The sequence below is a fragment of the bacterium genome (genome assembly GCA_019912885.1).
Classification (GTDB): domain Bacteria; phylum Lernaellota; class Lernaellaia; order JACKCT01; family JACKCT01; genus JAIOHV01.
In genome coordinates this window covers 1-26,943 of sequence record JAIOHV010000046.1, presented here as the reverse complement: position 1 = coordinate 26,943, position 26,943 = coordinate 1, and the positions used below count along the sequence as shown (strand labels likewise).

The window sequence follows — 26,943 nt, the reverse complement described above, 5'->3', positions numbered from 1 at the left end:
CCACTTTCGGCCGCGCCGCCGGCGCAACGCGCGTGGTTGCTGCTGGCGACGTGGTTCGGGTGCGGGCACGCCCCGGTCGCCAGCGGCACGTTCGGCACGCTCGGCGCGATCCCGCTCGTTTGGGCGCTCGCGTACGTGATCCCGGGCTGGGCGACGATCTTTATCGCGGCGGCGCTTTTCGCGCTCGGCGTGCGCGCGGCGGGCGTCGCGGAGCCGTATTACGGCAAATCCGACGCGGGGCAGATCGTCATCGACGAGGTCGTCGGTTACATGGTGACGATGTACCTGATCCCGACGACGCCCGCGCTTCTCATCGTCGGCTTTTTCGTCTTCCGCTTTTTCGACATCGCCAAGCTCTGGCCCGCGAGCTATTTCGACCGCCACCACGGCCCGTTCGCGGTGATGGCCGACGATGTCGTCGCCGGCGTGTACAGCGCCATCGTCATGCACGTGATCGTCGCGTTCGGCTTTTTCGGCGCGTAGGAATTTACGGCGGAACACGGAGAGCACGGAGAAGACACGGAGGACACCGGGGCTTCCTGTTTGCCGACGGATTGTTCGCCGTTTTGTTTATCCGGATTCGTTGTGTGGACCGTCGCCCCGGGTTTGGCGAGCCCTGTCATTCTGAGCGAAGCGAAGAATCTCCATCCGTTCCTTCACGCGGTCGAATCGTTCGCTTCGCCGAGGACGACAACGACGCGGCATTCCTCACACGAAGAGAGTGCGACGCCGAGGGTTTCCAGGTCCGTACGCGAGAATAAGTCATGTCGATTCGCCTGCGTCCTCTGTGTCTTCCCCGTGCCCTCCGTGTACCGCCGAGACTCATTCCGCGTCGCGCCGCACCTCGAGCACGCGCCCGAGGATCGCGCGACGCGTCGCGCGCTGCGGCGGGAACGCGCGCGGGTTGTTTGACACGATCATCCCGCCGGCCAGGCGCCGCGCCGAGATGAGCCCGCCCGCGTCGGCGAGCACGGCCGCGCCGTCAAGCGACGCGATATCCGTCTGTTCGAGATCGACGACGCACACATCGCCCGCCGCGACATCCGGCGCGAGCGCATCATCCAGTTGGCGCACCGCCACGAGCCGCGCGCCCGGCCGATGCCGCACGACGAGGTAGCCGCTCGCGGTGTCCGGGCCGACGAGCAGCACGCCGCGCGCAAGGTCGCGGAACGCGGAAAGATCGAGGATGGGCGCGGTGACGTAGTCGTCGTCGGTCAGATCGCCCGCGCCGCCGACATCCACCACGCGCACGCTCGCCGGTTGCGGGCGGTTTTGCGTCGCGTATTTGGGCGGCCAGCCCTTGATGAGCCAGTTCGGCGACACGCCGCACGCATCCACGATGCGCGCAAGCACGGCGAACCCCGGCAGGTTCTTGCCCTGCAAATAGCCCATCATCGAGACGCTGGAAACGCCGATCAGCTCGGCAAAACGCGAATACACCCCGCCCGCAAAATCGTGAACGAGCTCCGAAAGCCTGTCGCGCAACTCGGGATCGCGGCTCATAGGGAACGGAGGTTTGCGCGCGGGAGGGCAGGCGTCAAGCGGGGGGATGCAAAAGCATTTCCCGTGGCGCGCGAGCGTGACCGCTCGCTGGCGCTCGCGGAACTGACATCGCACGACGCGCGGGCGGTCGCCGGTTGCCGGTCGCCGGGCGACGGCCACCTACTCCTCGTCCAGCAACCCCGGCTGGCTCGTCAATTCGATCACGCCCCGTTCCAGATTCACTCGCGCGACGGCGTGGTCGGTGTAGGGTACGAAAATTTCGCGCGTGGGTTTGGCGTCGGTTTGCACGACGAGGACGTCGTTCGCGCCCGTGGGGAAAAGGCGCGTGACGCGGCCGATGGCGGCGCCGTTCGCGTCGTGCACCGCAAGTCCGACGAGTTGGTACCAGTAGTATTCGCCCTCGGGCAGCGGCGTAAGGTCCGACTCTTGGGCGCAGATCTCCTTGCCGACAAGCTCTTGCGCCGCGTCGATGGAATCCACGCCGACAAGTTTTATGACATAGAAGGAGCGCTGCCCGCGCGCGCGCTCCACGGTGTACGCGCGCGCGCCGGCGCGATCGGGCGCGTCTTCCAGCGCCTTTTCGTCGCGAAGGTAAACGCGCTTGATCGTTTCGAGATTTTCCGATTCGCCGCCCGCGGGCTGCGCGCGAAACTCGCCCTTGAGGCCCTGCGTCTTTGTGACGCGGGCAAGCGGAATGAGGCGGCGGGTCATGGCGTTATTGGCACCGCGCGTTCAACCGCGCAGCGCCGTCGCGATGATCCCCGGCATCTTGAGCGGGGACGGGCTGTGTTCCAGCTCGACGAGCTTCGGGCCAAGCTCGTGCGCGGTGCGGTGCGTGACGAACCACGGCGGTTTGGGCATGACGCGAAACGGCCCGCGCAGCACGGACTTTTGCGGATCCGGAAGCATGTACGTGTTGTGCACGCTGCCGATGCCGGAGCCGATGTCGTGAAGCGCGTGGCCGGGGAACGCGCCCCAGGTCGTGCACGCCATCGCGTAGGAGAGCGCCGGCCAGTGGTTGACGCCCACGGTGCCGTAGCGCAGGTCGGCGATCGCTTTTTCGATCGCTTCGCCGGTCGCCGAATCCTTCGTCTGCAAGGGATGCGCGATGATCGCCGCGTTTAGCGAACCCCACACGCGATCGTTGCAAAACGCCGCTGCCTTTTCGATGAATTCGCGCACGTTCGCCGCGGGCAGCGGCGTTTCGCCGGCCACGCCGCAAAACGCCTCGACCTGAAAACAGATGTCCTCATTTTTCGCCGGGTCGAGGTTCGGAATCAGCGTCCACGGCAACTCGTCGCCCTTGCGTTCGCCGAACAGGTGCGCCTCGGGATGTTTGCCGACAAACGCCTCCCAGCGATCCGCGGCGCCGGGGTAATACGCCGAACGCGCGGGCGCGCGGCGCAGCGCGTCCTCGATCGCCCCGATGAGCGCCTCGCGCTTGCTCCACCCGGCGTGCGTCACCAGCACGCGCAAGGCGTTGCAGTTGAAGCCCGCGTTGTTGGTCAGCATCGAGGCGATGTTTTCGCCCTGATACCGGATGTCCGCCTCCGACCACGGGCCCGGCACGACGATCACCGGGCTCACGTTGCCAAGCTCGCTCGTGATGCGCTTATCGAGCCGGGGCTTGCGTTCGGCCTTGCGTTTTTTCCCTTCGGCGCCGACGCCGTACACGATTGCGTCGTGCGTCTTGTCGGAGCCCGTGATGTGGATCTCATCGATTTTCGGGTGCTCGCAGAGATACGCGCCCTCCTCGGCGCCGCCGTAAACAAGGCGCAGGAACCCGCGATCGAAAAGCGGCGCAAACGCGCGCACAAAATGCGGGCCAAGGTACTCGTTGACCGGGTTCATCTTGAGAAGAACCACCTGGTCCTCGACAAACAGTTTGTAGATCGCGTCCATCGGGCCGATTGACCCGACGTTGCCGGCCGCCAGCACGAGCGCCACCTTGCCCGGCCCGCCCGGCTCGCGATAGGCGGCGGCCTGGTTTTTCTCGACGTCTTCGGGGGTGACGCCAGGCTCAAGCCAAACTTCCGCGGAAAAGCCCGCATACAGCAGGCGGTCGTACAGGCCGGTCGGGAACACCGGGACGACGACTTGCCCTCCCGGGCGCGTGCCGATCTTGCCCGGCAGGCGCGGACGTCCGTGCACGACGATGTCCTTGAGCGAATCGCGAAGCAGCCGCAGGTTGCGCATCGTCGGGTAGAGCGCGGCGAGATATTCCTCGCCCGCGCGCGGCGACTTGGGATCGAGATTCTTCGCGGCCCAGCCGGCGGCGGCCCACGCGGGCGCGGCGGCAAGCGTCGCGTCCATGACCGCCTCGATCAGCGCGACGCGCTCGACCGGCGGCACGCGGCGCCAGGCGTCCTTGTTGGCGGCGAGCGTCTCGATCGCGGCGTCGATGTCCGCGCGCGAGGTCGGCGGGATTTTCGAGACGGCCTTTGCGGCAAAGTCAGCGGAACCGTGTTGAAGGGCGGCGGTGCTCATCGGTCGACTTCCGTTTGCGTACGGGCGGCGCGCCCGCGAAAGGGGGAAGTATACGGAAGAGGCGAATAGGCGAAAAGACCGCGAACAATCCGTGCCGAGTGCCGAGCGTCTGGCCGGATTTTTTTTAATTTCCTGTTTCCTATTTCCTATTTCCTGTTTCCTATTTCCTGTTTTCTATTTCCTGTTTCCTTGTACGCTCCGTCCTATTCTCGCTAATCTGGCGGGCCTAGACTTCGGGCCGAAGGGGGCAAACGCATGATGATCTGGATTCCGGTGATGCTTCTGGCGGCGGCGGCGGTCGTGGGCGCGATTATGGCCATGAAACATCGCGACCGGCAGCCGATCGCGAAAAACCTGCCGATGCTGCACGGCACGCTCGGCGCGCTTGGCGTGCTGTCGCTCATTGGCGCGTGGCGGGCGATGAATCCGCCGACCGGCGCCGTGACGCTGGCGCTCGTGCTGTTCCTGTTCGCGCTTCTCGGCGGGCTCGTGTTGCTGCTTGGCTTCCGCATGAATAAAAAGCCGATCCCCAAATTCCTGATCTATGGCCACGGCGCGACGGCGGCGATCGCGTTTCTGATTCTGCTCTTCGGCGCGTTTTAGGCGCGCGCCGGCGGCGCTCGCTTGAGGGGGGTTTTGACATGAACGAGAAAAGCGCGGGCTACAGCGACCTCGCGAAAAAACACTGCAAGCCGTGCGAAGGCGGAACACAGCCTTACTCCGCGGACGAGGCGAAGGAGCTGATGGGCGGGCTGCCCGGCTGGGCGCCCGACGGCGAAGGCATCAGCCGCACGTTTCAGTTCAAGAACTATTACGAGACGATGGCGTTCGTGAACGCGGTGGCGTGGATCGCACATCGCGAGGACCACCACCCCGACATGACCGTCGGATACAACACCTGCAAGGTCTTCTACACGACGCACTTCATCGGCGGCCTGTCGGAAAACGATTTCATCTGCGCGGCCAAGGTGACGCAATTGATAAGTGACGAGTGACGAGTGACGAGTGACGATTGAGAAATGGCGACGGAATTCGCCCCCGGCAGGCGCCCTCGTCAACCGTCCATGATGTCCATTCGGTCCATGTCGTCCATTTTGTCCATGCGCTGTGTCGCGTACGATACGCCGATGTTTCGCCCCGCCTCCTTCATCGTTTTAATTGCGCTGATCGCTCTCGCCGGCTGCTCGTGCGGCGATGACGACGACGACGACGATGCATCGGACGACGACGCCTCCGACGACGACACCGCTGACGACGACACGTCCGACGACGACACCGCCGACGACGACACCGCTGACGACGACACCGCCGACGACGACACCGCCGACGACGACACGTCCGACGACGACACGTTCGACGACGACACGTCGGATGACGACGACACCACGCCCGAACCCGACTACGACACGACCTGGGAAGGCTTCGGGCGAAACGCAATCGGCGGCGCGGGCGGCGACGTCGCGGTCGTGACGACGCTAGCGGACGACGGCGCCGGCTCGCTGCGCGACGCGGTTGAATCGGCGAGCGGGCCGCGCGTCGTGACGTTCGCCATCGACGGAACGATCGCGCTTCTACACGTCCTCGACATACCGGATGACATCACCGTCGACGCGCGCGGGCACGACATCACGCTGACGCAAAACGGATTCCGCATCGACGGCGCGGCGAACATCGTCGTCATGAACATCGCGTTCGTGGACGTGTCCGGCGAAACCGGCGACGGCATCCAGATCCTGAACGGCGCGCACGACATCGCCATCGTGCATTGCCGGTTCGACAGCGCGGGCCTGATGCCGTTCGTTGAGGACATCCCCGACGAGCAAATCAGCATCGTGTGGGGCGCGACGGATATCACGATCGAGTGGTGCCGCTTCGAGAATCACGACAAGGTGCTGCTGATCGGCAATGGCGACGCGCCGCCCGAGATCGACGAGGACATCCGCGTCACGATCCATCACAGCGTGTTCGTGAACACCGGAAGGCGGCACCCGTTCTTGCGTTACGGGCAGGTGGACCTGTTCAACAACATCGTCGGCGACTGGACGCGCTATCTCGAATGGCCCTACGGCACGCGCAGTTCGACCGACGCGGAAATCCTCGCCGAGGCGAACTGGTACGAGCAATCGAATCCGCTCTACTTCGTCGGCGCGTATTTCGAGGACGGCGGGCGGATGAAGCTCGTCAACAATCACGCCGCCGATCCGTACATCGTCCTTCTTGAGCGCGAGCCCGACCTCGTCTTCGCGCGGCCCTACCCCGCGCGCGTCGATGCGCCGTCCGACGCCTGGCGCCAAATGATGATGCTGCACACGGGCAATACGATGCCGTAGGCCAATGGGGAATTGGGGATGCGGAATGGGGGATGGCTTCGCATCGGCGCGGATCATGCCGATGCTGTTGGCGGGCGCGTCCATCTTGTCCATCCGGTCCATCCTGTCCATTGTGTCGATCGCAAACCCAAGCCGGACAGAAAGCGTATGACGGACGAAAACGCCAAGGCCACCGCCGCGCCTGACACGGACGACCTGTCAACGACGCACCCCGCGCGCATCGTCATCCTGCCGCCGGGGCGCGGCACGCACCCCGCGCCGGGCAAGGCGGGCGTGTTCGGCACGCTCGCGCAGGATCTGCGCGACATGCTGGCGTACCTGCGCGGCATGCCGTGGCCGCCGATCCGCATCTTCCTCACCGGCGCGACGCTCATCCTGCTCTACAAATTCTTCTGCACGAAAAAGAGCTTCTACCAGCGCACGGTGCGCGACGTTTTCGATTTCAACCACGAGTTTTTCGGCCTGGGACAGCGCGCGTGGATGTACATCTCGACCTTCGTGCTGCTTTTCGTCATCGCGTTTCTGATCAGCCGCTTCGTCGACAAGAACAAGTGGCGCGACATGGGCCTCGGGCTTGGCGACTGGCGGTTCGGCCTGCGCTGGGGCGCGATATTCCTTGGCGTGATGATCCCGGTCACGTTCGCCGTCAGCTTCACCGACGCGTTCGTTGACAAGTACCCCCTCTCGCGCGGATCGACGCGGTCGATGGAGGCGTTTCTCGCGTGGGAGTTCGTCTCGTTCCTCTACTTCATCGGATGGGAGTACTACTTCCGCTCGTACATGCTCTTTTCGCTTTACCGCTACATCGGCGCGGTGGCCGTGTTCGTCCCGATGATCCCGTTTGTCATCCTGCACAGCTCAAAGCCGCTGCCCGAGGCGCTCGGAGCGATCTTCGTCGCCGAGCTGCTGTGCGTCTTCGCGCTGCGCGCCGGCAGCTTCTGGTACGGCATGGTCGTCCACTGGACGATCAACACCGCGATGGACGTGTTCGCGGTCTGGCAAAAGGGCGGGCTGGGGTGATTTTCCAGAGGCTGAATGGCGTGGGTGCCACACTTTTGGCCAAGTCCGCGAGGCCAAAGGTGTGCGACGCGGTTCGTGCACACCTTTCCCGGCCTGCGGCCGTTAAAAGTGTGGCACCCCGAAAGCGCCTCCCTACAGACGCACGAACTTCGCGGAGATGACCGCCGCGTTCTCCTGCATCTTTTCGCGCACGTCGTCGGGCACTTCCTGGTCCGTCGTGACGATCGTCATCGCATGCCCGTCGGGCACATCCGTTTCGCCGGCCTGACGGCGGCGGAATGCATTGGAGGCCGTCTCGTCGCGCGCCAGCCGCATGTTCGCGATGTTGATCTGCGCTTCGGCAAGCGTCTTGCCGACCCACGCCACCACGCCGGGCACGTCGCGGTTACGGATCAGCAGCATGTTGCCTTCGGGCTCGATGTTGATGATGAGGTCGTCGTAGCGCGTCAGGCGAATTTCGCGTTCCATGAACTTCGTGCCGGTTAGCTCGCGTTTGTTGCCGTTCGGGTAACGCACCCGCAGCGCGAGATAATTCGTGTAGTCGCCGCCGCGCGTCTCCTTCGTCTCGCGCACCTGCACGCCCTGCTGCTCCGCGATCAGCCGCGCGTTGACGAAGTTCACCGGCTCGTCCGCGAACTTGCCGCAAAAGCCCTTCAGCGCCGCGATGCCCACGGGCTCGGTCGGCAACTCCGAAAGATCGCCGCCGTACGTGATCGTGATCTCCTCGGGCAATTCGTAGGAGAGCTGCGCGTGCATGCTGCCGAGCTTCTCCGCGAGCGCGAGATACGGCGACAGAACGCGCAGCGTCTCGCCCGCGACCGACGGCACGTTCACCGCGTTGGCCACCACGCCATTGACGAGGTAATCGATCATCTGTTCCGCCACCGCAATCGTCACGTTTTCCTGCGCCTCGAACGTGCTCGCGCCCAGGTGCGGCGTGACGATGACGTTCTCCAGCGCGAACAGCGGGCTCTCGGTGATCGGCTCGACCGCGAACACGTCGAGCGCCGCGCCGGCCACCTTGCCGCTTTTGACGGCGTCGGCCAGGTCGTTTTCGTTCACGATGCCGCCGCGCGCGCAGTTGATGATGCGCACGCCGTCCTTCATCTTCGCGATCGTCTCCGCGCGGACGAAGTTCTCCGTCTCCTTCGATTTCGGCACGTGGATCGTGATGAAATCCGCCTTCGCGAGCACCTCGTCGAGCTCCGCCTTTTCCAGGCCGAGCTTCACCGCCGCGTCCGCCGTGACGTACGGATCGAACACCAGCACGCGCATCTTCAGCCCCAGGGCCCGTTCGGCGACCACGCGGCCGATGCGCCCAAGCCCGATGACGCCGAGAATCTTTCCGCAGATCTCCGTACCCTGAAAACGGTTCTTGTCCCACTTGCCGGCCTTCAGCCTCGCGCTGGCCTGCGGGATCTTGCGCGCGAGCGCAAGCATCATGGCGATCGCGTGTTCACCGGTCGTCACCGTATTGCCGCCGGGCGTATTCATGACGCAGATGCCACGTTCGGTCGCCGCGGGCACGTCCACGTTGTCCACGCCGACGCCCGCCCGGCCGATGACACGCAGATTCTTCGCGGCCGTCAGGAGTTCGCGCGTCACCTGCGTTCCGGATCGGATCGCAAGGCCGTCCGCGCCGGCGACGGCGGCGAAAAGCTCGTCCCCGGAGAGACCCGGACGATAGTCGAGCTCGATATCGGAAGATTCGCGAAACACGGCCAAGCCCGCGTCCGAGAATTTGTCGCTGACGAGGATCTTGTACATCGTTTTTCCCCGGGAAAACGTCGCCCGCGAACGGGGCGGCAGACGCGGCGGACGTTAGCGCCGGGGCCGGGGACGGTCAAGGCGACGAAGGTCAAATCGAATGGGGAATGCGGAATGGGGAATATCCATCGAAAAAAGCGTGTTCGCATAACAATACGCCTGGCCTGTAACGACATTCCCGATTCGCCATTCGCAATTCGCAACTCCCATTTGACCCTCGCCGCCTTGAGCGGCATCATGACTTGGCTCACGAACGATCTCGGCCTCGATCAGATTCTCTCCGGCTAGCCAGGCCTTCGGCGAGCGAGTCGCGTGGCAGAACCTCGTCGTGATCGCCGTCATCGTCGCGGCCGCGCTTGCCGTCGGCTGGGTACTGCAGGGCAGATGTATTTCACCGAAAAGCCGATCCAGAACTGGACACGCGTGTCGTCGGACATCCTCGGCACGGTGTTCCCTTACGTCGATTGTTCCGTATCGGTCGATGCGCTTTGCGCGAAGTTGCACGAGATCCTGCAAGCGTCGGGCAAATGGGACGGCGAGGCGTGGGGCCTCGTGGTGACGAACGCCGACGCGCGCGCGATGGAACTGCGTTGCCTGATGAGCGCGCCGGACGCGTCGATCGCGTGGGACCTGCGCTACGAGGTGCGCGAGAAGATGATCGCCCACATCAACGCGACCTGGCCCGACGCGCTGCCGAAGGTCCGCGCGGAGATCACGGGCGCCGGCGTCGAAACCGCCGACGACGAACCGCACGAGCCGCCGTTTGAGCGCACGACGCAGGGGTGAGGTCGAGGGCGCGCAATGGACGCCGGAAAGTTTCCTCGCTCCGGCGGAAGTCGGGAAAGGACTGGCGATCGCGAGGGTGCGTACTCGCCGGCGGCGACCGCTCTTCTTCTTACCCTCCAGTATCGCAATCTGGATGTCCCTTGATATCAATGATCACGATTTCCTCGGCAACCAGTTCTTCGACGTCGATGCCCAAGGACGTTGAAATATCGCACGTCCCGTAGTCGTATCGAGACATGTGGAACCCGACACTTCCGCCCTCACGAAGATCATCCAAATTCAGCATTATGAGAAAATTGCCGCGCTGGTCTGAACTCGTGGAATCATAGCGCACTTGGCGTTCATAGGGGGATTCGCAGTCGGGGTCGCTTGGGCCACACGGATGATAAGAAACATGAAACACGGCGTGTTCGATGACGCCGACGACGCGGTCGTCGTCGTTTCCCAGCAATACTTTGCCGCACACGGCGGCCCACCCTTCTTTCGGGGACGCGGAGGGACAAGCCGCATTTCCCGAAAAGCCGTTTGCCCACTCTTCGCAGCAAATTTGCGTTGACGCAACGATCAACAAGGCTGTGACGGTAAACGCGCTGGCGAACGCCTTCATAAACGCAATCCTCCCGATCAACGGCCTGCTATCGCAGGCGTCTTATCCGCGAGCGGCGACGGATTGATTCTATTGCCTTCCAGCCTTCAAAAAAAAGACGTCCCCGAACGGGACGGGGACGAAATCCAGGGGTGTGGTGATTACGAGGGCTTGGCAGCCCGCGTCTTCGCCGTGGCGAAGATCGGTGCCGGTTCCAAGGCTCGGAAGGCGTCGGCTTTCGCCGGCATTCTCCCGGGCCGCTCGCTTGTGTCACGTCATAACGGTTCCCAAATTATTTTCGATACCATTTATTTCGCCGGTGCCACCCGCCCGCTCCCTCACGGTCGCGGTTCTTATCCGGTCGTGGCGCCGCCGGGGACGGCAAAAGGCTGTCCCCGGCGCGCCGTTGTGTCAGAAGTTCAGCCGCGCCTGGAACTCGCCGAGCAGGTCGGTGTTGCTGTCGGAGTCCGATCCCGCGAGCAACTGCACCGCGAGGTGCACGTACTCGATGTAGTCGATGCCGACAAAGCCGCCGAACTGCGTGTAGGTGGTGGGCTCAAACGTAGGATCCAGACCCGCCGTGCCAAGCCAGTCCAGGCCGCTGACCATGTCCATGCGGCCGCCGACCTGGGCTTTCTTGTCATTGAAAAGGCCGGCGATTTCGCCGTGCGCGGCGCTGATGGCCGTCGCCTCGCCCGCGGCGTCCATGTAGAGCGCGTCGTCCCATTCGCCCGTCGTCGCGTATTCACCCGCAAGGCCCAGCGCGAACATCTCGCTGAAGGTCAGCTCCGCGGTAAGGAATCCGCCGAACAGCGGCGTGTCCGCGTCGTATTCCACGAAGGTCGAATCGTCGCTCGGGTCGAGAGGCGTTCCGGGATCGAACGGCGTCGTCGCCAGAAGGCTTCCGAGCCCCGCGAGCGTCTCGGTGGCGTCGGAAAGGAAGTAACCGCCGATCGTCAGGTCGTAGTCGTCGACGCCGGCGAGCGGATTGACCGACAGCGCCGCCGCGAAGGTGTCGATGTTATCGTCGGCCACCTCCGGCACGCCGCCGGTGAACTCGACCTGGTCGAACGCGCCGTTGAAGGCGTGCGCCGAGACCGAAAAGTAATCGTGATCGTACCCGAGCCCCGCCGCCGACGCGCGCGTCCAGAACAGGTCCTGCACGCGCGTATAGCTGATGCCGTAGGTCGTGAAATCGCCGATCGGCGGGTAGTATTTGCCAAGCTTGGCGTACGCGCCGGCGTATTTAAGGATCAGGTAGTACTCGTCCACCGTCAGGCCTTCGCCGTGGTGGCGGAGATTGAGGTCCGTGTCGACGCCGCGCGCGCCGTCCACGAAATACAACACCACGGTCGATTCAACGAATTCCGTGGGCGTCATGGTCGCCGCGAGGGCGGATTCGAACACCGAAATGTCGCTCGAGCTCACGTCGAAATCGTCAACGTCAACGTCGGGCGTGAAGCTGTAGTAGCTCACGCGCGTATCCAGGTAGCCGCTGAAGGCGATCCACGAATACCAGGGATCCGCGTCGTCGTCCTGCGCGAGCGCGGAACCGGCGCTTGCAAGAAGGCACACCCCGAGGACAACAGCCAAAATTCGATTCATCGGGCACCCCTTTCCGAATGGTTTGGAATGAAACGGCGACCGCCGCATCGTGGGCGGGCGCCGCGCGTCAACCGATGGCATTTCCGCCCCGTTCGCCGGAGCGAATGCGCACGCACTCGGTCAGGTCCTGGACGAAGATCTTTCCGTCGCCGACCTTGCCCGTGCGGGCGCCCTTGATGATCGCGTTGATGGTCGGCTCGAGGTAGTTCTCGTTGATCGCGATTTCAAGCCGCACTTTCTTGAGCAGGTTCACCTCGACGTCCACGCCGCGATAGACCTCGTGGATTCCCTCTTCCTCGCCGCAGCCAAGCGCGTTCGTGACCGAGATCTTGAACACCTTGGCGTCGTACAGCGATTTCTTAACGTCCGCCAGCTTTTCGGGCTGGATGTAGGCGGTAATGAGTTTCATGGCGTTTATTCCTCGTGTTGATTAGTCGGTGGTGAAGATCTGGAAACCGCTGTAGGACTCCATCCCGTGCTCGCCGATGTCGAGTCCTCGCAGTTCTTCCTCGCGCGATACGCGCAAGCCGATCGTCGCCCGGATGGCGTAGAAGACCGCGCCCATCGTCACGACCACAAACACGAGGCACGCCGCCGAACCGATCAACTGAATTCCGAGTTGTTTGATGCCGCCGCCGTGGAGCAGACCGTCGTTGGCCACGCCAAGCGCCTTCTGCCCGAAGATGCCGACGGCCAGCGTGCCCCACACGCCGTTCATTCCGTGCACGGGAACGGCGCCGACCGGGTCGTCGATGCCCACCTTGTCGAGAAGGCCTACGCCGAAAACCAGGATGATGCCCGCGACAAGGCCGATGGCAATCGCCGCGAGCGGCGAGACGAACGCGCAACCGGCGGTGATGCCGACGAGGCCCGCGAGCGCGCCGTTCATGGTGATCGAAAGATCGGGCGTACCGTAGCGGACCCAGACAAAGAGCATCGCGCTGAGAGCGCCCGCCGCCGCGGCGAGCATCGTGTTGACGCAGATCAGCGAGATGGCAACGCCGTTGCCGACGGCGAGGTTCGATCCGCCATTGAATCCGAACCATCCGAACCAGAGGATGAAAACGCCAAGCGACGCGATCGGGATATTGTGACCGGGAATCGCCTGCGGCTTGCCGTCGGGCGTGAACTTGCCAAGGCGCGGCCCCAGGGCGATGGCGCCCATCAAGCCCGCGAATCCGCCCGTGGCGTGCACAACCGTCGAGCCCGCGAAGTCCGCGAAGCCCAGGCCGGAAAGCCATCCGCCGCCCCACGTCCAGTGCCCGATGATCGGATAGATCAGCATCGACAGCGGAATCGTGTAGATCAAATAGGCTTTGAACTTGATGCGCTCGGCCACCGCGCCCGCGACGATCGTCGCCGCCGCGCCGACGAACACCGCCTGGAACATCCAGAACGCCATCGTCGGGATGGCGGACGGATTCGGCGCGTCGTTCATCAAAAAGCCCGAAAACCCGATGAATCCGTTGCCCTTGCCGAACATCAGCGCGTATCCGACAAGGAAAAACATCAGGGACGCGATACAGAAGTCCATGAAGTTCTTCATCAGAATGTTGCAGGTGTTCTTCGCGCGAATGAACCCCGCCTCGACCATGCCGAACCCCGCCTGCATAAAGAAGACGAGGGCGGCGCTCACCAACACCCATACCGTGTCAAGTCCGACTGCTTCCATACAAACTCCTCCGTTCTTGCTCTCAAAAAGCCCTTACGGGCCGGTTTACGCGCTCCCGTTCCGCGTACGATTCCCGTTCTCAGATGTCGGCCACGCGCCTTGCCGTCTTGCCAAGGACAACCAGCGTATGCCCCGCGACGACAACGATGCCGAGCGGGACCGTGACCGAAAAAACCGCCGTCAATAAAAACAGATGCACGCCGATAGCTCCCATGATCGGCCTCCGAAAAAAGCGGCGAAAAGACGCCAATGAAGGCTGGGTGCCTTCTCAAGCCGCGTGCCAACGCGGTTATATCGCGTTAACTTATTGAATTATATGATTAATTTTAAATTTACTTGGGAAACTGAAAGATCGATTTTTCTACATTTCTGTAGAATCGCAAGGCGATTTTTCGCAAATTTGACGGCTATTGTCGTCGGTTTAAATGTCGAAATTGTGGAAAAGCTGGGGATGGATGTACGTATGTGCCGATCAGCGGCCAGCGAAAATTGCCAGGTTCGACCTTATCGCGACGACGCCTCGCCGCGTTTCGATTTCCCGGCCGGCTCAAACGCGATTTTGACCCGTGTGCCGAGTCCCGCCGCGATTCGCTGAAGCATGCGAACCGAATAACCCGTATATTCGGGGTTCTCCATTCGAGCGATGACCGACTGCGTCGTTCCGACGCGCTTGGCCAATTCGCGTTGCGTTAGTCCCGCTTTCTCGCGGATCCGGGCAAGTTCGATTGCCAGATCGATTTTTTGACTTTCTACCTCATAGACTTTTGCAAATTGCGGATCGTTGAGCTCGTCGCGCAAAAATTCCGCGAAGTCATTCGGACTTCGTTTACTCATCGTCCACCTCCATAAAACGCGTCAAACGCTTTTGAGCCACCCGGATTTCGATAGCGGGCGTTTTGCGCGACTTTTTCTTGAAAGCGTGCAAAAGCACGATCCTCCGGTTCGAAACGAGGCTGTAAAAAATTCGATAGGTATCGCCGCCATGATTGACGCGCAGTTCGCGAAGTTTTCTGCTGCCCGCGATCGACTTCGTAAACGGTTCGGGCAGGAAGCCCAACTCGCCAAGTCTTTCAATCGCGCGTAACAGGCGTGCCCGCGCTTCGGGTTGCGGCAAATCCGCAAGAAACTCCCGCACCGGGAGTCGACCGCCATCCGCCTCGAAGAAGACAACGCGGAACACGACTTATGATCGCAAAATTGCGATCGAAGCGCAAGCCTTACGGCAGCGGATCCCAGGGGTCGAACGATGGGGCATCGCGGCTCACCGCGCGGCCGCGGTCGGCGAAAGTCAGCGGCGCGTATTGTTCGCCGTTCCACGTATAGAGCACGAACGCGCCCATGACGCCGACCTTGATCTCGAGAAACGCGTTTGTCCGCGAATCCTGAAGGACATAGCGGCCCGGCAGCGTGCCGACGTTATGCCAGCGCCCGTCGCGTTTCTGGAAAATCTCGGCGTCGCAGCGCGTTCCGGTGCACGAAAAGCGCTTTTGGTAGGCGATGATTTCTTCCCGGCTTTCGCCGTCCAGATCGACGAATTCGAAGAAGTAGTCGTCGCAATCCGCGACGCGCCGATCGTCACCGAAAAACTCGAAGATCGGCTGCGGCAGCACGCGCTTGCACGACTTCGACGTCGTTTCCGCAAGGGCGGCCCCCGGCGCGAGAAAGCCGGCCAGGACCAGGATCGTCAACAATTTCCGCACGCGGCCTCTCCCTTTGGCGAACATGGCGCCGTCATGGAATCTGCAAACCGGCGGTTGGCACCGACCATAGTTTGCGCGGGCTCCCGTTTCAAGGATTCCCGACCTGTCTTATCGGTCCTTCGCCGTTTGACCGTGACCAAAACAACAGGGCCGGATCGTTCCGCCGCACGCGAAGCGCGTTTTTCGATGGCGTTTTTGCGCGTGCGCGTTAGAATCGGTTTCGCGGATCGTTTTTTCCTGGCATGCAGGGGGGATTTTCCATGGACGACCAAATGGATCCGAAGGAGCGGCGGGGCATCAAACGGGCCGAGGGGGAATTGCTCGGAAGCACGGAGCCCGAAGGCGAACTGGTGCGCGACGTGACCTGGGAGCCCGTGGCGCGCGATCTCGATCCGATCCAGGCGCAACTGCTCCGGGACGATCTGGAAGACGCGGGGATTCCCGTGGTCATCACCGGGCAGAGCCTGGAAAGTTTCAACATCTATCCGAACGTGGAGAACGCGATTCTCGTCCCGCGTCGATGGCTCCCGGAGGCGCGGATCATCGCCGACGATTTCCTCGCGCGCATCGAGGGCGGCGCCGGCGACGTGAATATCTGCTCCGCGTGCGGAGCGGAGGTTCCCGAAGATGCGTCGCGTTGCCCAAGCTGTGGCGAAGCGTTCGAGTCCTAGCCGCGTGCGCCTGTCGCGCGCCGCGGGCTTGTTTCTGATCGCATGCGCGTTTGCGGCCGTCATGCCGGCCATTGCGCGGGCGGGCCAATGCGCGATCGGCGACCTGACGCCGGTTTACGACGATATCGAGGCCGGCGAATACGAGGCCGCGCACGCGCGGCTCGACGCGTGGTTGGCGCCGCCCGTGTGCCCCGACGCCGCGGCCGGTCCCCACGTCATCGCCGTCACCGTCGGGCCCGGGTTGATCGAGGAGCTCTCGCCGCGCGATCTCCACCAGCTCGTCGTCGATGCCCTCGCGTGGGAGCGCACGGCCAAGGAAGTCTGCGACCCGCTGGCCGGTGACGACATCGGCCGGGCGGCCCGCGCCGCTTGCCTCGATCGCCGCGCGGAAAACATGGACGCGATCGGCGGCGAGGTGTCCCGGCGCCTGCTCGCGGATGTCATCCGCTTGCGCGCGCTGCGCCTGGCCGAAGGTGAAACGGCCCCGGATTTGATACGCGCGGGAGAAGAGGGTCTCGACGCGCCATCGGAAGGCTCCGGCATGGCCATTCGAGCCGCCGCAAAGACGCACGCGCTGGCGCGCGAAATCTGCGACATGCGCCGCGAGCTCGAGCGCCTGGACACGAAGTACACCAACATGCAGCGCCAGACGCCGTTCATGAAAACCGAATTCGCGGGCCGGACCGCGCGCGTTGAAAAATCGCGCGAGATCGTACGCGACGCCCTGGCCCGCGCCCGCGGCGAGTTCCGCGCCTGGGCGCGCCGCGATTTCGATCCCGAACAGGACTGCGTTATCTCAATCCCCGCCCCGCCGCTCGAGTGATGAATGCTTGAGGATTGAAGATTGAAGACTGAAGATTGTCGCGAACGGTCCCCGTCATCCTGCGCGGGCCCTGTCATCCTGCGCGGGCCCTGTCATCCTGAAGGATTCTTGTCATCCTGAGCGAAGCGAAGGACCTCCATTCGCGCCGGCACGGGGCGAGACCCTTCGCTTCGCTCAGGGTGACAACGCCGCTGCGCGTCCCTCAGGATGACAACGTCGCTCGACGATCGACGGCTGGCGCGCGTCCTCTTCGACGGTCAACAACCCGCGCGCGTCCTCCCCATCTTCGATCTTCAATCTTCGATCTTCAATTCCGTGCGGTGGTCGCCGCCGGTTGCACCGAGGCGCGCGGCACGGCCATCTTCCGGCGCAACGAACGCGACAGCCCGATGTGCCGCGCGATCCGGTGGGCGTAGTACTTGACGTACAGCCAGAAGCGATAGTCGCGCCCCTTGATCGCGGCAAGCACGCGTAGCCCGACGACGATCGGCACGGGAAGCTTGCCGACGAGGCGACGCCACGCCGGCGCGTCCACGATCCGTCGCGTCACAAACGCGGGCAGCACCGGCAAAAACGCGTAGAGGGAAAGGAAGTTGTCGACGTGTGCGCGCGTGGCCTCGCCCGTGACGCTTGGCGCATGGAAAAAATCGCCGATCTCGCCGCGATCGATTCGCGCCGCCTGCTCCGGCGAGATCCGCCCCTCGGCGATCTCGCGCTCCACCATCGGCGTCGCCGGGTAGTGCGAAAGCAGGTGGCTTTTGATGCGATTCAGCCGCTTGAGCCCCGCGTACATCTTCGCGGCGTCGACGAAATCCTCGTGCGTCTCGCCGGGCAGCCCGAAGATGTGATCGACGTCGTAACGCAGCCCCACCTCATCGCACGCGTGGAAGCTCTCGAGCGCGCGCTCGTTCGTCTCGTTGCGGTTCAGGAACTCGCGCCGGATCGTCTCGTTGGTCGTCTGCAATCCGAACTCGACGGCGTAGCAGCCGGAGGCCTTCAGCTCCTCGGCGATCGGGCGCGTCATGTATTTCGGATAGGCGAAGCAGCGGAATGGCAGGCCGATCTCGCGCCGGTACATCGGGAGGAATTCCTTAAGCCATTTCGGACTGACGAAGAACATCGCGTCGTTGAACATCACCTCGCGCGCGCCGAAGCGCGACCGCGCCATCTTCAGTTCTTCGATGACTCCCGCGGGCGAACGCCTTCGGTAGTAGCGGTTGTCGTACAGGCGGTTCATCGACGATTCGCAGCAGAACGAGCACGACAGCGGGCAGCCGCGCCCGGTCATGACGAGGTAGTCGTCGCGGTAATTGATCTCCGCGGCGAACATCTCCTTGTCGGCGAGCGGCACGGTGTCGAGATCCTCGATCGCCGGCGCCATCGCGGTGCGACGCACCGTGTCGCCCTCGCGATAGACGAGGTTGCCGATCACGGACAGGTCGCCGCCGCCTTCAAGTGCCGCCAGAAGTGGAACGATCACCGCCTCGGCCTCGCCGACGATGACGGCGTCCGGTCGCATCTCCGCCAGCACGACCTCGGGGACGAGCGTCGCGTGGATGCCGCCGGCCAGCGCGTGCCCGCGCCATCCCGCGTCGCGCACCGCCGAGAGCACCGCGCGCGCCCAGGGGAACGTGTTGGTGTAGAGCGAAAAGGCGAGCGCGTCGGGTTTGTCGCGCACGATGCCGCGCACGATGCGGTCGAATCGCGAAAAACGGCGTTCGAGCCGCCGCGAGAAAAAGACGTTGTCGTTCGTGCCGAAAAGTCCGGGGTCGTAATACAGCGCCGTCTCGTGCCCGGCGTCTTTTAGCACGGACGAGAGATATTCGACGCCGAGATTCTCCCGCCCCAAATGGACAAAACCGACTTTCATCGCGCGCGGCCGCTCGTGTGCGCCTCCCCGTGGAACGATTTTCCCGACCGGATCATGCGCGATTATCGCACGTCAATTGGGGGAGAAAAAGCAGGACCGTCAGTGCCGCAAACGCAGCGCCGTCAGAGCCGCAAACGCAGTCCCGCTCCGAGCGGGACGGAGTGCGCGGTCGATACCGCCCCGGCAATACACGCGATTCCCCACACACGCATCTCGACCCGCCTCAAAAAACCACCCCAGCCCTTCAACGGCAACCGGCTGCACGCCGGGACCGCAGGTGTCCTCACCTGCATCGGATCCATCGCGCCCCCTACAAAAACGCCTGCACGATCGGCTTGATCGAGCCCTTCCACGTGACCGCCTCGCCGAGGTAGTGGTCGCCGATGTAGTTCGCTTTTTCCAGGACGTGGGGCGATTTGGCGTAGTCGAAGCCGAGCGGAACGGGGCCGAACTCCTCGATCGACAGGTGCTCGCGCGCGCTTTTCGAACCGCCGGTCATGGCGCCGATCGCGCCGACGATGAGAAACACCTTGGTAAAATCGCGGAACAGCCGCTGTTGCGAGGGATACGCCTCGATCATCCGCTGCTTGGCCGCCATCTCCTCGTCCGTCAGGCGGATGCGGTAGCGCGTGCCGCGATAGAAAGGATTGAAGCGCATGGGGATGAGGATCGTGTATTCGTAGGCCGGCAGGTGAAAAAAGGGTACGGCCGCGCCGCGCTTTTCGGCCAGCTCGCGCACGGCGAGCGCGGTGAAGTAGTGCGTCAGATCGTGCTCGGGCTGCCCGGCCTGGTAGGCCTGCGTGAAGACGATGTCCGGATCGGCGGCGAGCACCGCGTCGCGCACCTTTGCGCGGAAGTCGTCGAAAAAGTCGCGCACCTCGAAGATGCGCGCCTTGCCCGATGACAGGCCCGCCAGGCGCTTGTAGATCTCGACCTCCGACACATCCAGGCAGCTTGTCTGCGCCGGCTTCATGCCGATTTCCGCGACCGCTTTGATTCCCTCCGCCTTGCGGATTTCGCCATAAGCCGCGGGCTCCATGTCCATCTCGAAGTAGAGGCCGTCGGAGTTCGTCGTCCAGATCAGGCGGTTTTTCCCGATGCCCGTTCGGTGCAAAAGCCCGCAGTAGGACAGCTCGTCGTCGTGGTGAGCAAACACCCAGAGCGGCCGTTTGTATTTCCGAAGGCCCGCGGCGAATGCGTCGCCGCGCGCAAAGGCGTCGTCTTTTTGGCTCATGGGCGTTGTTGATAGCAAAAAGATCGGGCGCCGGGAAGTTGGGGAGTAATTTTCACCGCAAAGACGCGAAGGATTCGCAAAGATCGCCAAGCAACAAAATCACTTTCCCTTGGCGTCTTCGCGCGTGCTTTGCGTCTTTGCGGTAAATTCCGGGTCTTTCGCACATCGAAATCCGTCGTCGTCGTACACCCAGTCGTCCTTGAAGCTGTGGTGATGCATCGCGGGACGCGACAAGCCGTAGGACGCCCATCGCCAGCAGCCGGGCTTTTCGGGGTCTTCCGTCTGCACCGGCAGGTCGATGAAAGCGTAATGCGCGGCGCCGCCCATGACGAGGATCTCGTCGGGGTAGCACTCCGCGTCCCACTTGCCGTCGACGATCTCCGACACGCCGCCGACCATGTCGTAGATCGGCCCGCTCGAGCATGCGCCGTCGCCGTTGCACACGACGAAACCGCAGCCGCCGGTGGGGTACGTGCCGTAGGGCTTTCCCGCGTGGCAGTCGTTCGGTTTCACCTTATCGCCCCAAGGCCAGTCGTCGCCCGACGCGCCGGAGAACGCCATCTGCCATTCGGCCGGCGCCGGCAGGCGCTTGCCCGCCTTCTCGCACGCGGCCCGCGCCGTCTCATACGACACGTTGATCCACGGACGCACGCCCACGACCGATTGCGCCGGCGGCACGTCGTCCTTGTTCGGATCGTAGTCCCCCATCGTCATGTCGCTCGCGCCCGGCTGCGAGGCCTCGAAGGCGTCGACGCAAAACGGATCGACGCTCACCGTCGTCGTATGCCGGCCGCCGCCCCAACGCTCGCCGTAGGTGACGTACGGCATCGGCCCGCCCGGCACCCACACCATGCCTTCGGGGCAACGCGGATCGTTCGGTAATGGCGGCGGCGGCGTGACCTCGCCCTCGGGCAGGTCGAAATCTTCCGGCGACCACGACGCGCGCATCGCGTGCACGAACCACGACCCCGCGGCAAGCACGAACGCAACGCCGATCGCGCCGAACAAATAATTTCTCCCGCGCGCGCGGTTGTTGTTTGCGGTTTTGTGTTCAATCGTCGTCACGGCGCGGGATGTTGACACGTTTGCGTTTCGGGAAAAACGGGCCGGCCGAATGGCGCGATTCCGATTGCGCGACCCGTGCGGATGCGGCAATCTTGGGAAGCGACCGCACGCCGGCCGCGCGGCCCGGAGGATGAGCCATGGCAAGGGAATCGATTGACGCAATTTCGCCCGTACACACGCTCGACGTGTCCGTTCAGGTGCGAGACTTGCGCAAGTTGCGGAACGGCTGGCTTGATGGCGACGGAATCGCGCCGTCGGAAGAGGGCCTCGACTGGTTCGAAGAGAAATTCAAGAAAGAGTTTCCGGATCAACTACCGCGTCCCCGCCTCTATCCAACGCCGGAGGGTGGCGTACGCGCGGAATGGACGATTGGCAGGTTCGACGCCTCGCTGGATATCGACATCGATGCGCATAGCGGTTTCTGGCACGTGCTTCAGTTGGATACCGGCGAAGACGACGCACGGGATCTTTCTTTGGACGTCGATACGGAATGGGCGTGGCTGAACGATCAGCTCGGGAAATTGTTGCGCGTCGCGAAATGAACACCGAGTCGATTCTGTTGCGCCAGATCAATCCGTCTTTTCTTCGCCACGGCATCCCAACGGCGCAAGCATTCATGCCGACGCGAAAGGATAGTCGCCGCCTGTCGATGTACGACGGTGACCAGATAGCGCCGCGGAATGCGTGGAAACATTTCACGGAGCAACTGGGCTTGGTTTCGTCCGGCGTTCAGGGCGTAACCGTCGGCGAATGCCATTCATTGAATCTGCGGGTCTCGGCGGACCCCGAGCCCTTTCCTGAACACGTCGTCATTGAATTTCCCGCGATGTCGAGACGCCAATCGGAGTTGACCGCCAAGGCGCTGGTCGATGCCGCAAAACGCCGCGGCTGGCTCTTTCAACCGGAGTTTGAATCGTGACCACCGCCGCGCCCGCATCCCCCTACAGCGAGATGAAGCGCAAGGCCGAGCACATCGCGCCGCTCGGCTTCGCCTTTACGCTGACGATCTTCCCAAAATGGCTCGTCTTCACGCTGTCCGTCACCGCGATCGTCTACGGCGTGTTTCTCTCCAAACGCGTCGTTACGGGAACGCTTCGGAACAAAGAGTTGGCGCGCGGGTTTTCCGTCGGCAAGACCGCTTACGGCGTCATGATCCTCATGCTGCTTGCCATCTTCCACACGCGCATGCACATCGTCGCCGGCGCGTGGGCGATCCTCGCACTCGGCGACGGGTCGGCGTCGATCTTCGGCACGAAAATCCGTTCCGCAAAACTGCCGTGGAATCCGGAAAAAAGCTTCGCGGGGCTCGTGGGATTCGTTCTAGTCGGCACTCTCGCGTGTTTTGGGCTTCTGGTTTACACGCAGGCGACCGGCGATGTCGGCGTTACGATCGACGCGGCGTTCGCGGCGATGTCGGCCGGCGGGATCTTCCTAACCGCGCTGATCGCGACATCGATCTGCGCCGCGGCCGAGACGCTGCCGCAGCCGATCGACGACAACATCCTCGTGCCGGGGCTCGCCGCGCTGCTGCTGCATTTCCTGACGATATAGCCACGCGCGGGCCTGCAATGGACATTACGGACCTCATGGACCAAATGGATCTGATGGACCGTTGACGGACGTGCGTGCCGATGCGATTGCTTTCAGCATGCCCAAATCCCTTAGTGCCCTTGTGTTGAATTGCGATTTCAGCGATTCAAATCCGCATTCCGCATTTGCGAATCCCTGATTCGAAAACCCCCGTTGCAATCCGCGGCGTTTTTCGTCGAAATGCGGCGCGTTCTGAATCGGGGAGCCCTGTTCCATGTACGATTTCGCCACACTGCCGGGTTACTGGCTGCACGCGCTTGTCATCAACGCCGCGATCGGCTTCGCGTCATTTTACGCCAAGCTCGTGGACAAGACGGGTTTATGGTCGGGCATCGTCGTCGGCACGCTCGTGTACGTTGGATTCGGTTACGAGGGCTTTGTCGTCCTGTTCGCGTTCTTTCTGGCCGGGTCGCTGGCGAGCAAGTTCAAGATGAAGACCAAGGAACGCATGGGCGTGGCGCAAAAGAAGGGCGGCCGGCGCGGCCTGTCGCACGTCGTGGCCAACACCGGTGTGCCCGCGTTATGCGCCGTGGCGTCGATCCTCGCCGAACCGGCCAGCCGTCCGATGCTTTTTGTCGCGTTCGCGGCCGCGCTCGCGACGGCGCTTGGCGACACGATCAGCACGGAATTGGGGCAGCTTTACGGCAAGCGCGCGTTCTTGCTCATCACGCTGGAACGCGTGAAGCCGGGGACCGAGGGCGCGGTGAGCGCGGAGGGGACGGCGCTCGGTTTTTCCGCGTCCATCGCGATCGCCCTTCTGGCCCTGCCGTTTCACCCGTTTTACGAGCCGTTCGGCTGGCGCGCCGTGATCGTCGTGTCGCTGGCCGCGATGATGGCCAATTTCATCGAGTCGATCGTCGGAGGGCTCTATCACCAGTTCGGAAAGACGAGCCCGGAAACGATGATGAACTTCGGTAACACCGCCGTCGGCGCCATCCTTGCGGCGGCCTGGTTCCGCTAAACGCATTCGCGCGGGTCCGCGCTTGTTGCCGGCGCTCGCGACGTTATTTCGCGAGCAGTTCGTCGATCCGGGACTGAAAAGTCACCAGGCCGTTCGTGCGCGTCTGAACGATGCCGGACTGATCCAGGAGCCAGTAAAACGGCACGCTTCCATTCCCCGCGGGGCCGCAGACCGATGACTTGGGATCCGCAAGGACCGCAAACGTCGGTTGAAAAAAATCAACCCAGTTATCGAATTCGTGATGTCCGACCGGTTCGCCGTCGCTGCCTTCATCGATGATCTGGGCGACAACGACCGGGCGGCCGTTGTTGGCGTCGGCCAAGGCCTGCAGCGTCTCCATCTCCGTCTTGCAGTAGTAGCACCAGAACGTCGAACAGTTGAGAACGACCACGTCGCCGAGATGGTCGTAAAGGTTCCAAGGGTCGCCGTACCGATCCGGCAGCGTAAAGTCCGGATTCTTGTCGCCGACCTCGTAGTCATCGGGACTTCCGCTGTTTTCGAAATCTTCGTTGTTCCAGACGTCGCCAGAGTCCGCGGCGGAATCGTCGTCGCTGGATTGTTCGTCGCCATCATTCTGGCCGTCGCCGTTTTCGTCGCCGTCGCTTTCACTGTCATCGTCGCCGGCAACGGGTATCGGCGCATCCGGTTCGTTATCGGTCGGCCCGTCGGGATCGCGATCGGGAGCGCTCTCCCCGCATGAACAATCCGCGCCAAACACGACCGCCAGGGCGAGCATCGCGATCAGAACCAGCCGGAGCGTCAACGGATTTTCGCGCATGGCCAGCCTTCGATCACTCCGCGAGCAGCAGATCGATCCAGTAGGTAAACGTACTCAGGTAGTTTCCGCTTGAACGGATCACCCCATCCGCGTCCATGATCCAGTAGAACGGGATGTATCCGTTGCCGACCGGCCCGCAAACGCCCCACTGAGGATCCTTCAAAACCGGTATCGTCAGGCCGTACGTTTCGACCCAGTCGTCGATGTTCGCATCCGTCGGAGGAAGACCGCGATTGTTCTCGGTGATGAGCTGCGCGATGACGACGGGCTGCGCGGCGTAGGTTTCGGATAGTTCCTGGAGCTTGGGTGTCTCCGTCTTGCAGGGTGGGCACCATGTTGCGGAGCAGTCCAGAAGAACGACGCTGCCGGACTGATCGGAAAGCGTCCAATCGGCGCCCTCCTGATCGACAAGCGTGAAGTCTGGCATGCGTTCGCCGACCTGGTATCCGAAAGGCGGAAGGTCGTCATCATCGTCCGCGGCATCATCATCGTCCGCGGTATCATCGTCGTCCGCGGCATCATCATCGTCCGTGTCGTCATCATCCGCGAGGTCATCGTCCACCGCGTCGTCATCGTTGACGTCGTCATCAACCTCGTCATCGTCGCCGGACGCATCGTCGTCTCCGCTGGAAACGGAGTCGTCATCGTCGCTGGTCGCGTCGTCGTCGTTGACGTCATCGTCGACATCGACGTCGTCGTCATCGTCGTCGGGCAGCGCGTCATCGTCATCGTCGCCGTTTGATCCGCTGCCGGAGCAGGAGAATCCGGTGCAAAAGACGATCGCCGCAAACATCAACGCGAGCAAAGCCCATCGACGCAACATCGCACGAACCTCTTGCCTGGCTTCCCGTCGGCGCCGCCGCATGTTCGAAAACGCCAATTCGTATCACATCGCCGATATCGCTGGGAAGATCTCCTTCAAGGTTACGGGCTGATTGAAATTCGACAACGCCTTGATTTCGCGACGCAAAGCGGCTAGACACAAGGAAATTGGCATCGATGTCCCTGCGGCGCCGCCGATGCGCCGAGGGCGCGCCCGGCGACGGGCGACTTGACGGAGGCCCCCATGCGTCGGATGACGACTGTGCTCGTGGTGTTGCTGGTCATGGCGGCGGTGGCTCTCGCCGGGGCGCCCAAAGCCGATGCGCAATCCACGCAGACCGTGGAAACGCTGATCGGCAAGGTGCTCGAGCGCTATACGCTTCCGACGAGTTTCGGAAACGTCTATTTCAATCAGCGCGACGTCAAACACCTGGTCCACGCGGCCGCCAAGCTCCGCCCCGTCGACCTCGGATCCTTCCAGACCGACCAGGCCAAGTGGGTGAAGGTGCGCGTCACGGGCTTCGACCGGGGCATGGTGACCTTCGTCATCTCGAGCACCTGATGCCGTGAGACAGCGGCCGCCCGAGGCGGCGCCCGGCGCGATCGATGCGCGCGGCGTCGCACCCTTCCCTAAGGCGGCGGCCGCATGATCGAATCGTTCCTCCTCGCTTACGCGGACGCGCTTCTTCCGCTTCTCGTCGCCCTGCCCGTGGCGGGCGCGGCGTGTTTTCTTTCAAGGCGTACCCCGCGCCGGCGAGATCGGCTGTTCGCGGCGTCGGGCCTGGTGGCCGCGGCCGCGTGCGTCGCAACGCTCGCCCTTGTCGCCTACCGCCGCTATGAGCTGCCGATGGGCGCGACGCAGCTTGTCGTACGCGCCGGCGAGTGGTTTTCCGTGCCGCCACTCGAGGTGACGTTCACGCTGCGCATGGATACCGCCGCGGCGATCGCTTGCGCCGTCGTCGCGGCATTCGCCCTGGGCACGCAGATCGTGCAATACGCGCGGCGCCAGGACTCGAGACTGCTTGGCGCGTACAGCCTCGCGACCGCCGCGATCCTGCTTTTTGTACTCGCGGACAATCTCGTGCCCGTCGCGGCGGCGCTCGTGCTGACCGGGCCGCTCGCGGCCGGCATCGCCCTGACGCGCCACACCGACCGGCCCGTCTCCGAGCGCATCGTGTTTCCGCTTTTCGTGCACGGCGTCGGCGACGGGCTCGTGCTCTTCGGCCTGTTTTTCGTGTACGCCGCGTTCGGCGCGTTTGACTACCGCGCGATCTCCGAGCAGATGGCCGATGCACCGGCGGCGCCGGCGCAGGCCGTGGCAGGCGTGCTGCTTCTGCTGGCGGGCGCGGGCATGCGCAGCGCGCCCGGCCTGTTCGAATCCGTGCTTCCGCTGCTCGGCGCGGGATATCTCGGCATGCGCCTTTGGCCGGTCGCCGGGCGGATTCCCCGCCCTTTGCTTATTGCCGGCGGCGCGTTGATCGTCGCGTTCGCGATCGCCAATCTCGCGCACGCGATCGGGACGCTGAAAGGTTTGTATGATCTCACCGCGCGCGCGCGCCAGCTCGGCCGCGTCATCTTCGCGGAGCTCATCGACGAGGGGTTCTTTCAGACGGTGACGCAGCGCGTGCCGAATGCCGTCGAGCGCGCCGCCGCGCTGCGTCACCGTCTGAAAG

General features: G+C 63.3%; 30 protein-coding genes. 14 read left to right on the top strand and 16 right to left on the bottom strand.

Translation table 11 applies throughout. The features are described 5' to 3' along the window. On the top strand, positions 1–483 hold a 483-nt coding region (locus tag K8I61_03825; GenBank protein ID MBZ0271139.1), incomplete at its 5' end, for a phosphatidylglycerophosphatase A. Between the two features lie 339 nt (positions 484–822). Here the strand turns inward: K8I61_03825 and K8I61_03820 are convergent. The 3 genes from K8I61_03820 to K8I61_03810 form a co-directional block, all read right to left on the bottom strand. Further along, complete coding sequence (locus K8I61_03820) at positions 823–1,503, bottom strand: helix-turn-helix transcriptional regulator (GenBank protein ID MBZ0271138.1); 681 nt, start codon at positions 1,501–1,503, stop codon at positions 823–825. Between the two features lie 159 nt (positions 1,504–1,662). Beyond that, entirely contained in the window at positions 1,663–2,214 is a 552-nt protein-coding gene (rimM, locus tag K8I61_03815; protein ID MBZ0271137.1) for a ribosome maturation factor RimM, read from the bottom strand. A gap of 21 nt (positions 2,215–2,235) precedes the next feature. Further along, the gene (locus K8I61_03810; GenBank protein MBZ0271136.1) at positions 2,236–3,990 is read right to left on the bottom strand and encodes an aldehyde dehydrogenase family protein; all 1,755 of its coding nucleotides are present in this window, start codon (positions 3,988–3,990) and stop codon (positions 2,236–2,238) included. Between the two features lie 255 nt (positions 3,991–4,245). On the opposite strand from K8I61_03810, the gene K8I61_03805 reads away from it, so the two are divergent. The 4 genes from K8I61_03805 to K8I61_03790 all read left to right on the top strand — a co-directional run bounded on the left by K8I61_03805 (position 4,246) and on the right by K8I61_03790 (position 7,340). Beyond that, entirely contained in the window at positions 4,246–4,593 is a 348-nt protein-coding gene (locus K8I61_03805) for a hypothetical protein (protein ID MBZ0271135.1), read from the top strand. A gap of 38 nt (positions 4,594–4,631) precedes the next feature. Then, positions 4,632–4,985 (top strand): 4a-hydroxytetrahydrobiopterin dehydratase, encoded by a 354-nt coding sequence (locus K8I61_03800; GenBank protein MBZ0271134.1) that lies wholly within the window; start codon positions 4,632–4,634, stop codon positions 4,983–4,985. 132 nt (positions 4,986–5,117) lie between these two features. Then, on the top strand, positions 5,118–6,320 hold the full coding sequence (locus K8I61_03795) for a hypothetical protein (GenBank protein MBZ0271133.1): 1,203 nt from the start codon (positions 5,118–5,120) through the stop codon (positions 6,318–6,320). Positions 6,321–6,467: 147 nt separating this feature from the next. Then, positions 6,468–7,340, top strand: a complete 873-nt coding sequence (locus tag K8I61_03790) for a CPBP family intramembrane metalloprotease (GenBank protein MBZ0271132.1) — start codon at positions 6,468–6,470, stop codon at positions 7,338–7,340. Positions 7,341–7,472: 132 nt separating this feature from the next. On the opposite strand, the gene serA is transcribed toward K8I61_03790, so the two are convergent. After that, a complete protein-coding gene (gene serA, locus K8I61_03785; GenBank protein MBZ0271131.1) occupies positions 7,473–9,107 on the bottom strand; it encodes a phosphoglycerate dehydrogenase in 1,635 nt (544 codons plus the stop codon). A 384-nt stretch (positions 9,108–9,491) separates the two neighbouring features. Here serA and K8I61_03780 point away from each other — a divergent pair, with 384 nt between their 5' ends. After that, complete coding sequence (locus K8I61_03780) at positions 9,492–9,893, top strand: hypothetical protein (protein MBZ0271130.1); 402 nt, start codon at positions 9,492–9,494, stop codon at positions 9,891–9,893. A 109-nt stretch (positions 9,894–10,002) separates the two neighbouring features. On the opposite strand, the gene K8I61_03775 is transcribed toward K8I61_03780, so the two are convergent. The 7 genes from K8I61_03775 to K8I61_03745 form a co-directional block, all read right to left on the bottom strand. Beyond that, the gene (locus K8I61_03775) at positions 10,003–10,500 is read right to left on the bottom strand and encodes a hypothetical protein (GenBank protein ID MBZ0271129.1); all 498 of its coding nucleotides are present in this window, start codon (positions 10,498–10,500) and stop codon (positions 10,003–10,005) included. Positions 10,501–10,890: 390 nt separating this feature from the next. Then, positions 10,891–12,084, bottom strand: a complete 1,194-nt coding sequence (locus K8I61_03770; protein MBZ0271128.1) for a hypothetical protein — start codon at positions 12,082–12,084, stop codon at positions 10,891–10,893. Positions 12,085–12,151: 67 nt separating this feature from the next. Beyond that, positions 12,152–12,493: a P-II family nitrogen regulator gene (locus K8I61_03765; protein MBZ0271127.1), complete on the bottom strand. Its 342-nt coding sequence runs from the start codon at positions 12,491–12,493 to the stop codon at positions 12,152–12,154. Between the two features lie 21 nt (positions 12,494–12,514). Further along, positions 12,515–13,756, bottom strand: a complete 1,242-nt coding sequence (locus K8I61_03760) for an ammonium transporter (protein ID MBZ0271126.1) — start codon at positions 13,754–13,756, stop codon at positions 12,515–12,517. Between the two features lie 504 nt (positions 13,757–14,260). Next, entirely contained in the window at positions 14,261–14,554 is a 294-nt protein-coding gene (locus tag K8I61_03755) for a helix-turn-helix domain-containing protein (GenBank protein ID MBZ0271125.1), read from the bottom strand. Between the two features lie 28 nt (positions 14,555–14,582). Further along, a complete protein-coding gene (locus tag K8I61_03750; protein ID MBZ0271124.1) occupies positions 14,583–14,936 on the bottom strand; it encodes a type II toxin-antitoxin system RelE/ParE family toxin in 354 nt (117 codons plus the stop codon). A 37-nt stretch (positions 14,937–14,973) separates the two neighbouring features. Next, positions 14,974–15,456 (bottom strand): hypothetical protein, encoded by a 483-nt coding sequence (locus tag K8I61_03745; protein MBZ0271123.1) that lies wholly within the window; start codon positions 15,454–15,456, stop codon positions 14,974–14,976. A gap of 260 nt (positions 15,457–15,716) precedes the next feature. Between K8I61_03745 and K8I61_03740 the strand changes: the two genes are divergently transcribed. Both K8I61_03740 and K8I61_03735 read left to right on the top strand, forming a co-directional pair. After that, positions 15,717–16,127, top strand: a complete 411-nt coding sequence (locus K8I61_03740; protein MBZ0271122.1) for a DUF2007 domain-containing protein — start codon at positions 15,717–15,719, stop codon at positions 16,125–16,127. A 4-nt stretch (positions 16,128–16,131) separates the two neighbouring features. Beyond that, positions 16,132–16,950: a hypothetical protein gene (locus K8I61_03735; GenBank protein MBZ0271121.1), complete on the top strand. Its 819-nt coding sequence runs from the start codon at positions 16,132–16,134 to the stop codon at positions 16,948–16,950. A gap of 307 nt (positions 16,951–17,257) precedes the next feature. Here K8I61_03735 and K8I61_03730 read toward each other — a convergent pair whose 3' ends face one another. The 3 genes from K8I61_03730 to K8I61_03720 all read right to left on the bottom strand — a co-directional run bounded on the left by K8I61_03730 (position 17,258) and on the right by K8I61_03720 (position 21,062). Beyond that, complete coding sequence (locus K8I61_03730; GenBank protein MBZ0271120.1) at positions 17,258–18,820, bottom strand: B12-binding domain-containing radical SAM protein; 1,563 nt, start codon at positions 18,818–18,820, stop codon at positions 17,258–17,260. 310 nt (positions 18,821–19,130) lie between these two features. Continuing rightward, on the bottom strand, positions 19,131–20,054 hold the full coding sequence (locus tag K8I61_03725) for a PIG-L family deacetylase (GenBank protein MBZ0271119.1): 924 nt from the start codon (positions 20,052–20,054) through the stop codon (positions 19,131–19,133). 99 nt (positions 20,055–20,153) lie between these two features. Beyond that, positions 20,154–21,062: a formylglycine-generating enzyme family protein gene (locus tag K8I61_03720; GenBank protein ID MBZ0271118.1), complete on the bottom strand. Its 909-nt coding sequence runs from the start codon at positions 21,060–21,062 to the stop codon at positions 20,154–20,156. A 194-nt stretch (positions 21,063–21,256) separates the two neighbouring features. Between K8I61_03720 and K8I61_03715 the strand changes: the two genes are divergently transcribed. From K8I61_03715 to K8I61_03700, 4 genes are all read left to right on the top strand, one after another. After that, positions 21,257–21,661, top strand: a complete 405-nt coding sequence (locus tag K8I61_03715; GenBank protein MBZ0271117.1) for a hypothetical protein — start codon at positions 21,257–21,259, stop codon at positions 21,659–21,661. Continuing rightward, on the top strand, positions 21,658–22,038 hold the full coding sequence (locus tag K8I61_03710; protein MBZ0271116.1) for a hypothetical protein: 381 nt from the start codon (positions 21,658–21,660) through the stop codon (positions 22,036–22,038). The genes K8I61_03715 and K8I61_03710 overlap by 4 nt, the downstream gene beginning before the upstream one ends. Then, positions 22,035–22,670 (top strand): hypothetical protein, encoded by a 636-nt coding sequence (locus tag K8I61_03705; protein MBZ0271115.1) that lies wholly within the window; start codon positions 22,035–22,037, stop codon positions 22,668–22,670. Before K8I61_03710 ends, K8I61_03705 begins: the two co-directional genes overlap by 4 nt. A 253-nt stretch (positions 22,671–22,923) precedes the next feature. Continuing rightward, positions 22,924–23,670: a DUF92 domain-containing protein gene (locus tag K8I61_03700; protein ID MBZ0271114.1), complete on the top strand. Its 747-nt coding sequence runs from the start codon at positions 22,924–22,926 to the stop codon at positions 23,668–23,670. A 43-nt stretch (positions 23,671–23,713) separates the two neighbouring features. On the opposite strand, the gene K8I61_03695 is transcribed toward K8I61_03700, so the two are convergent. After that, complete coding sequence (locus tag K8I61_03695) at positions 23,714–24,448, bottom strand: TlpA family protein disulfide reductase (protein MBZ0271113.1); 735 nt, start codon at positions 24,446–24,448, stop codon at positions 23,714–23,716. A 13-nt stretch (positions 24,449–24,461) separates the two neighbouring features. Further along, the gene (locus K8I61_03690; GenBank protein ID MBZ0271112.1) at positions 24,462–25,271 is read right to left on the bottom strand and encodes a peroxiredoxin family protein; all 810 of its coding nucleotides are present in this window, start codon (positions 25,269–25,271) and stop codon (positions 24,462–24,464) included. Between the two features lie 243 nt (positions 25,272–25,514). Here K8I61_03690 and K8I61_03685 point away from each other — a divergent pair, with 243 nt between their 5' ends. Together K8I61_03685 and K8I61_03680 are read left to right on the top strand one after the other, a co-directional pair. Continuing rightward, complete coding sequence (locus tag K8I61_03685) at positions 25,515–25,832, top strand: hypothetical protein (GenBank protein ID MBZ0271111.1); 318 nt, start codon at positions 25,515–25,517, stop codon at positions 25,830–25,832. Between the two features lie 84 nt (positions 25,833–25,916). Next, the coding region (locus tag K8I61_03680) for a hypothetical protein (GenBank protein MBZ0271110.1) at positions 25,917–26,943 on the top strand (1,027 nt) is incomplete at its 3' end.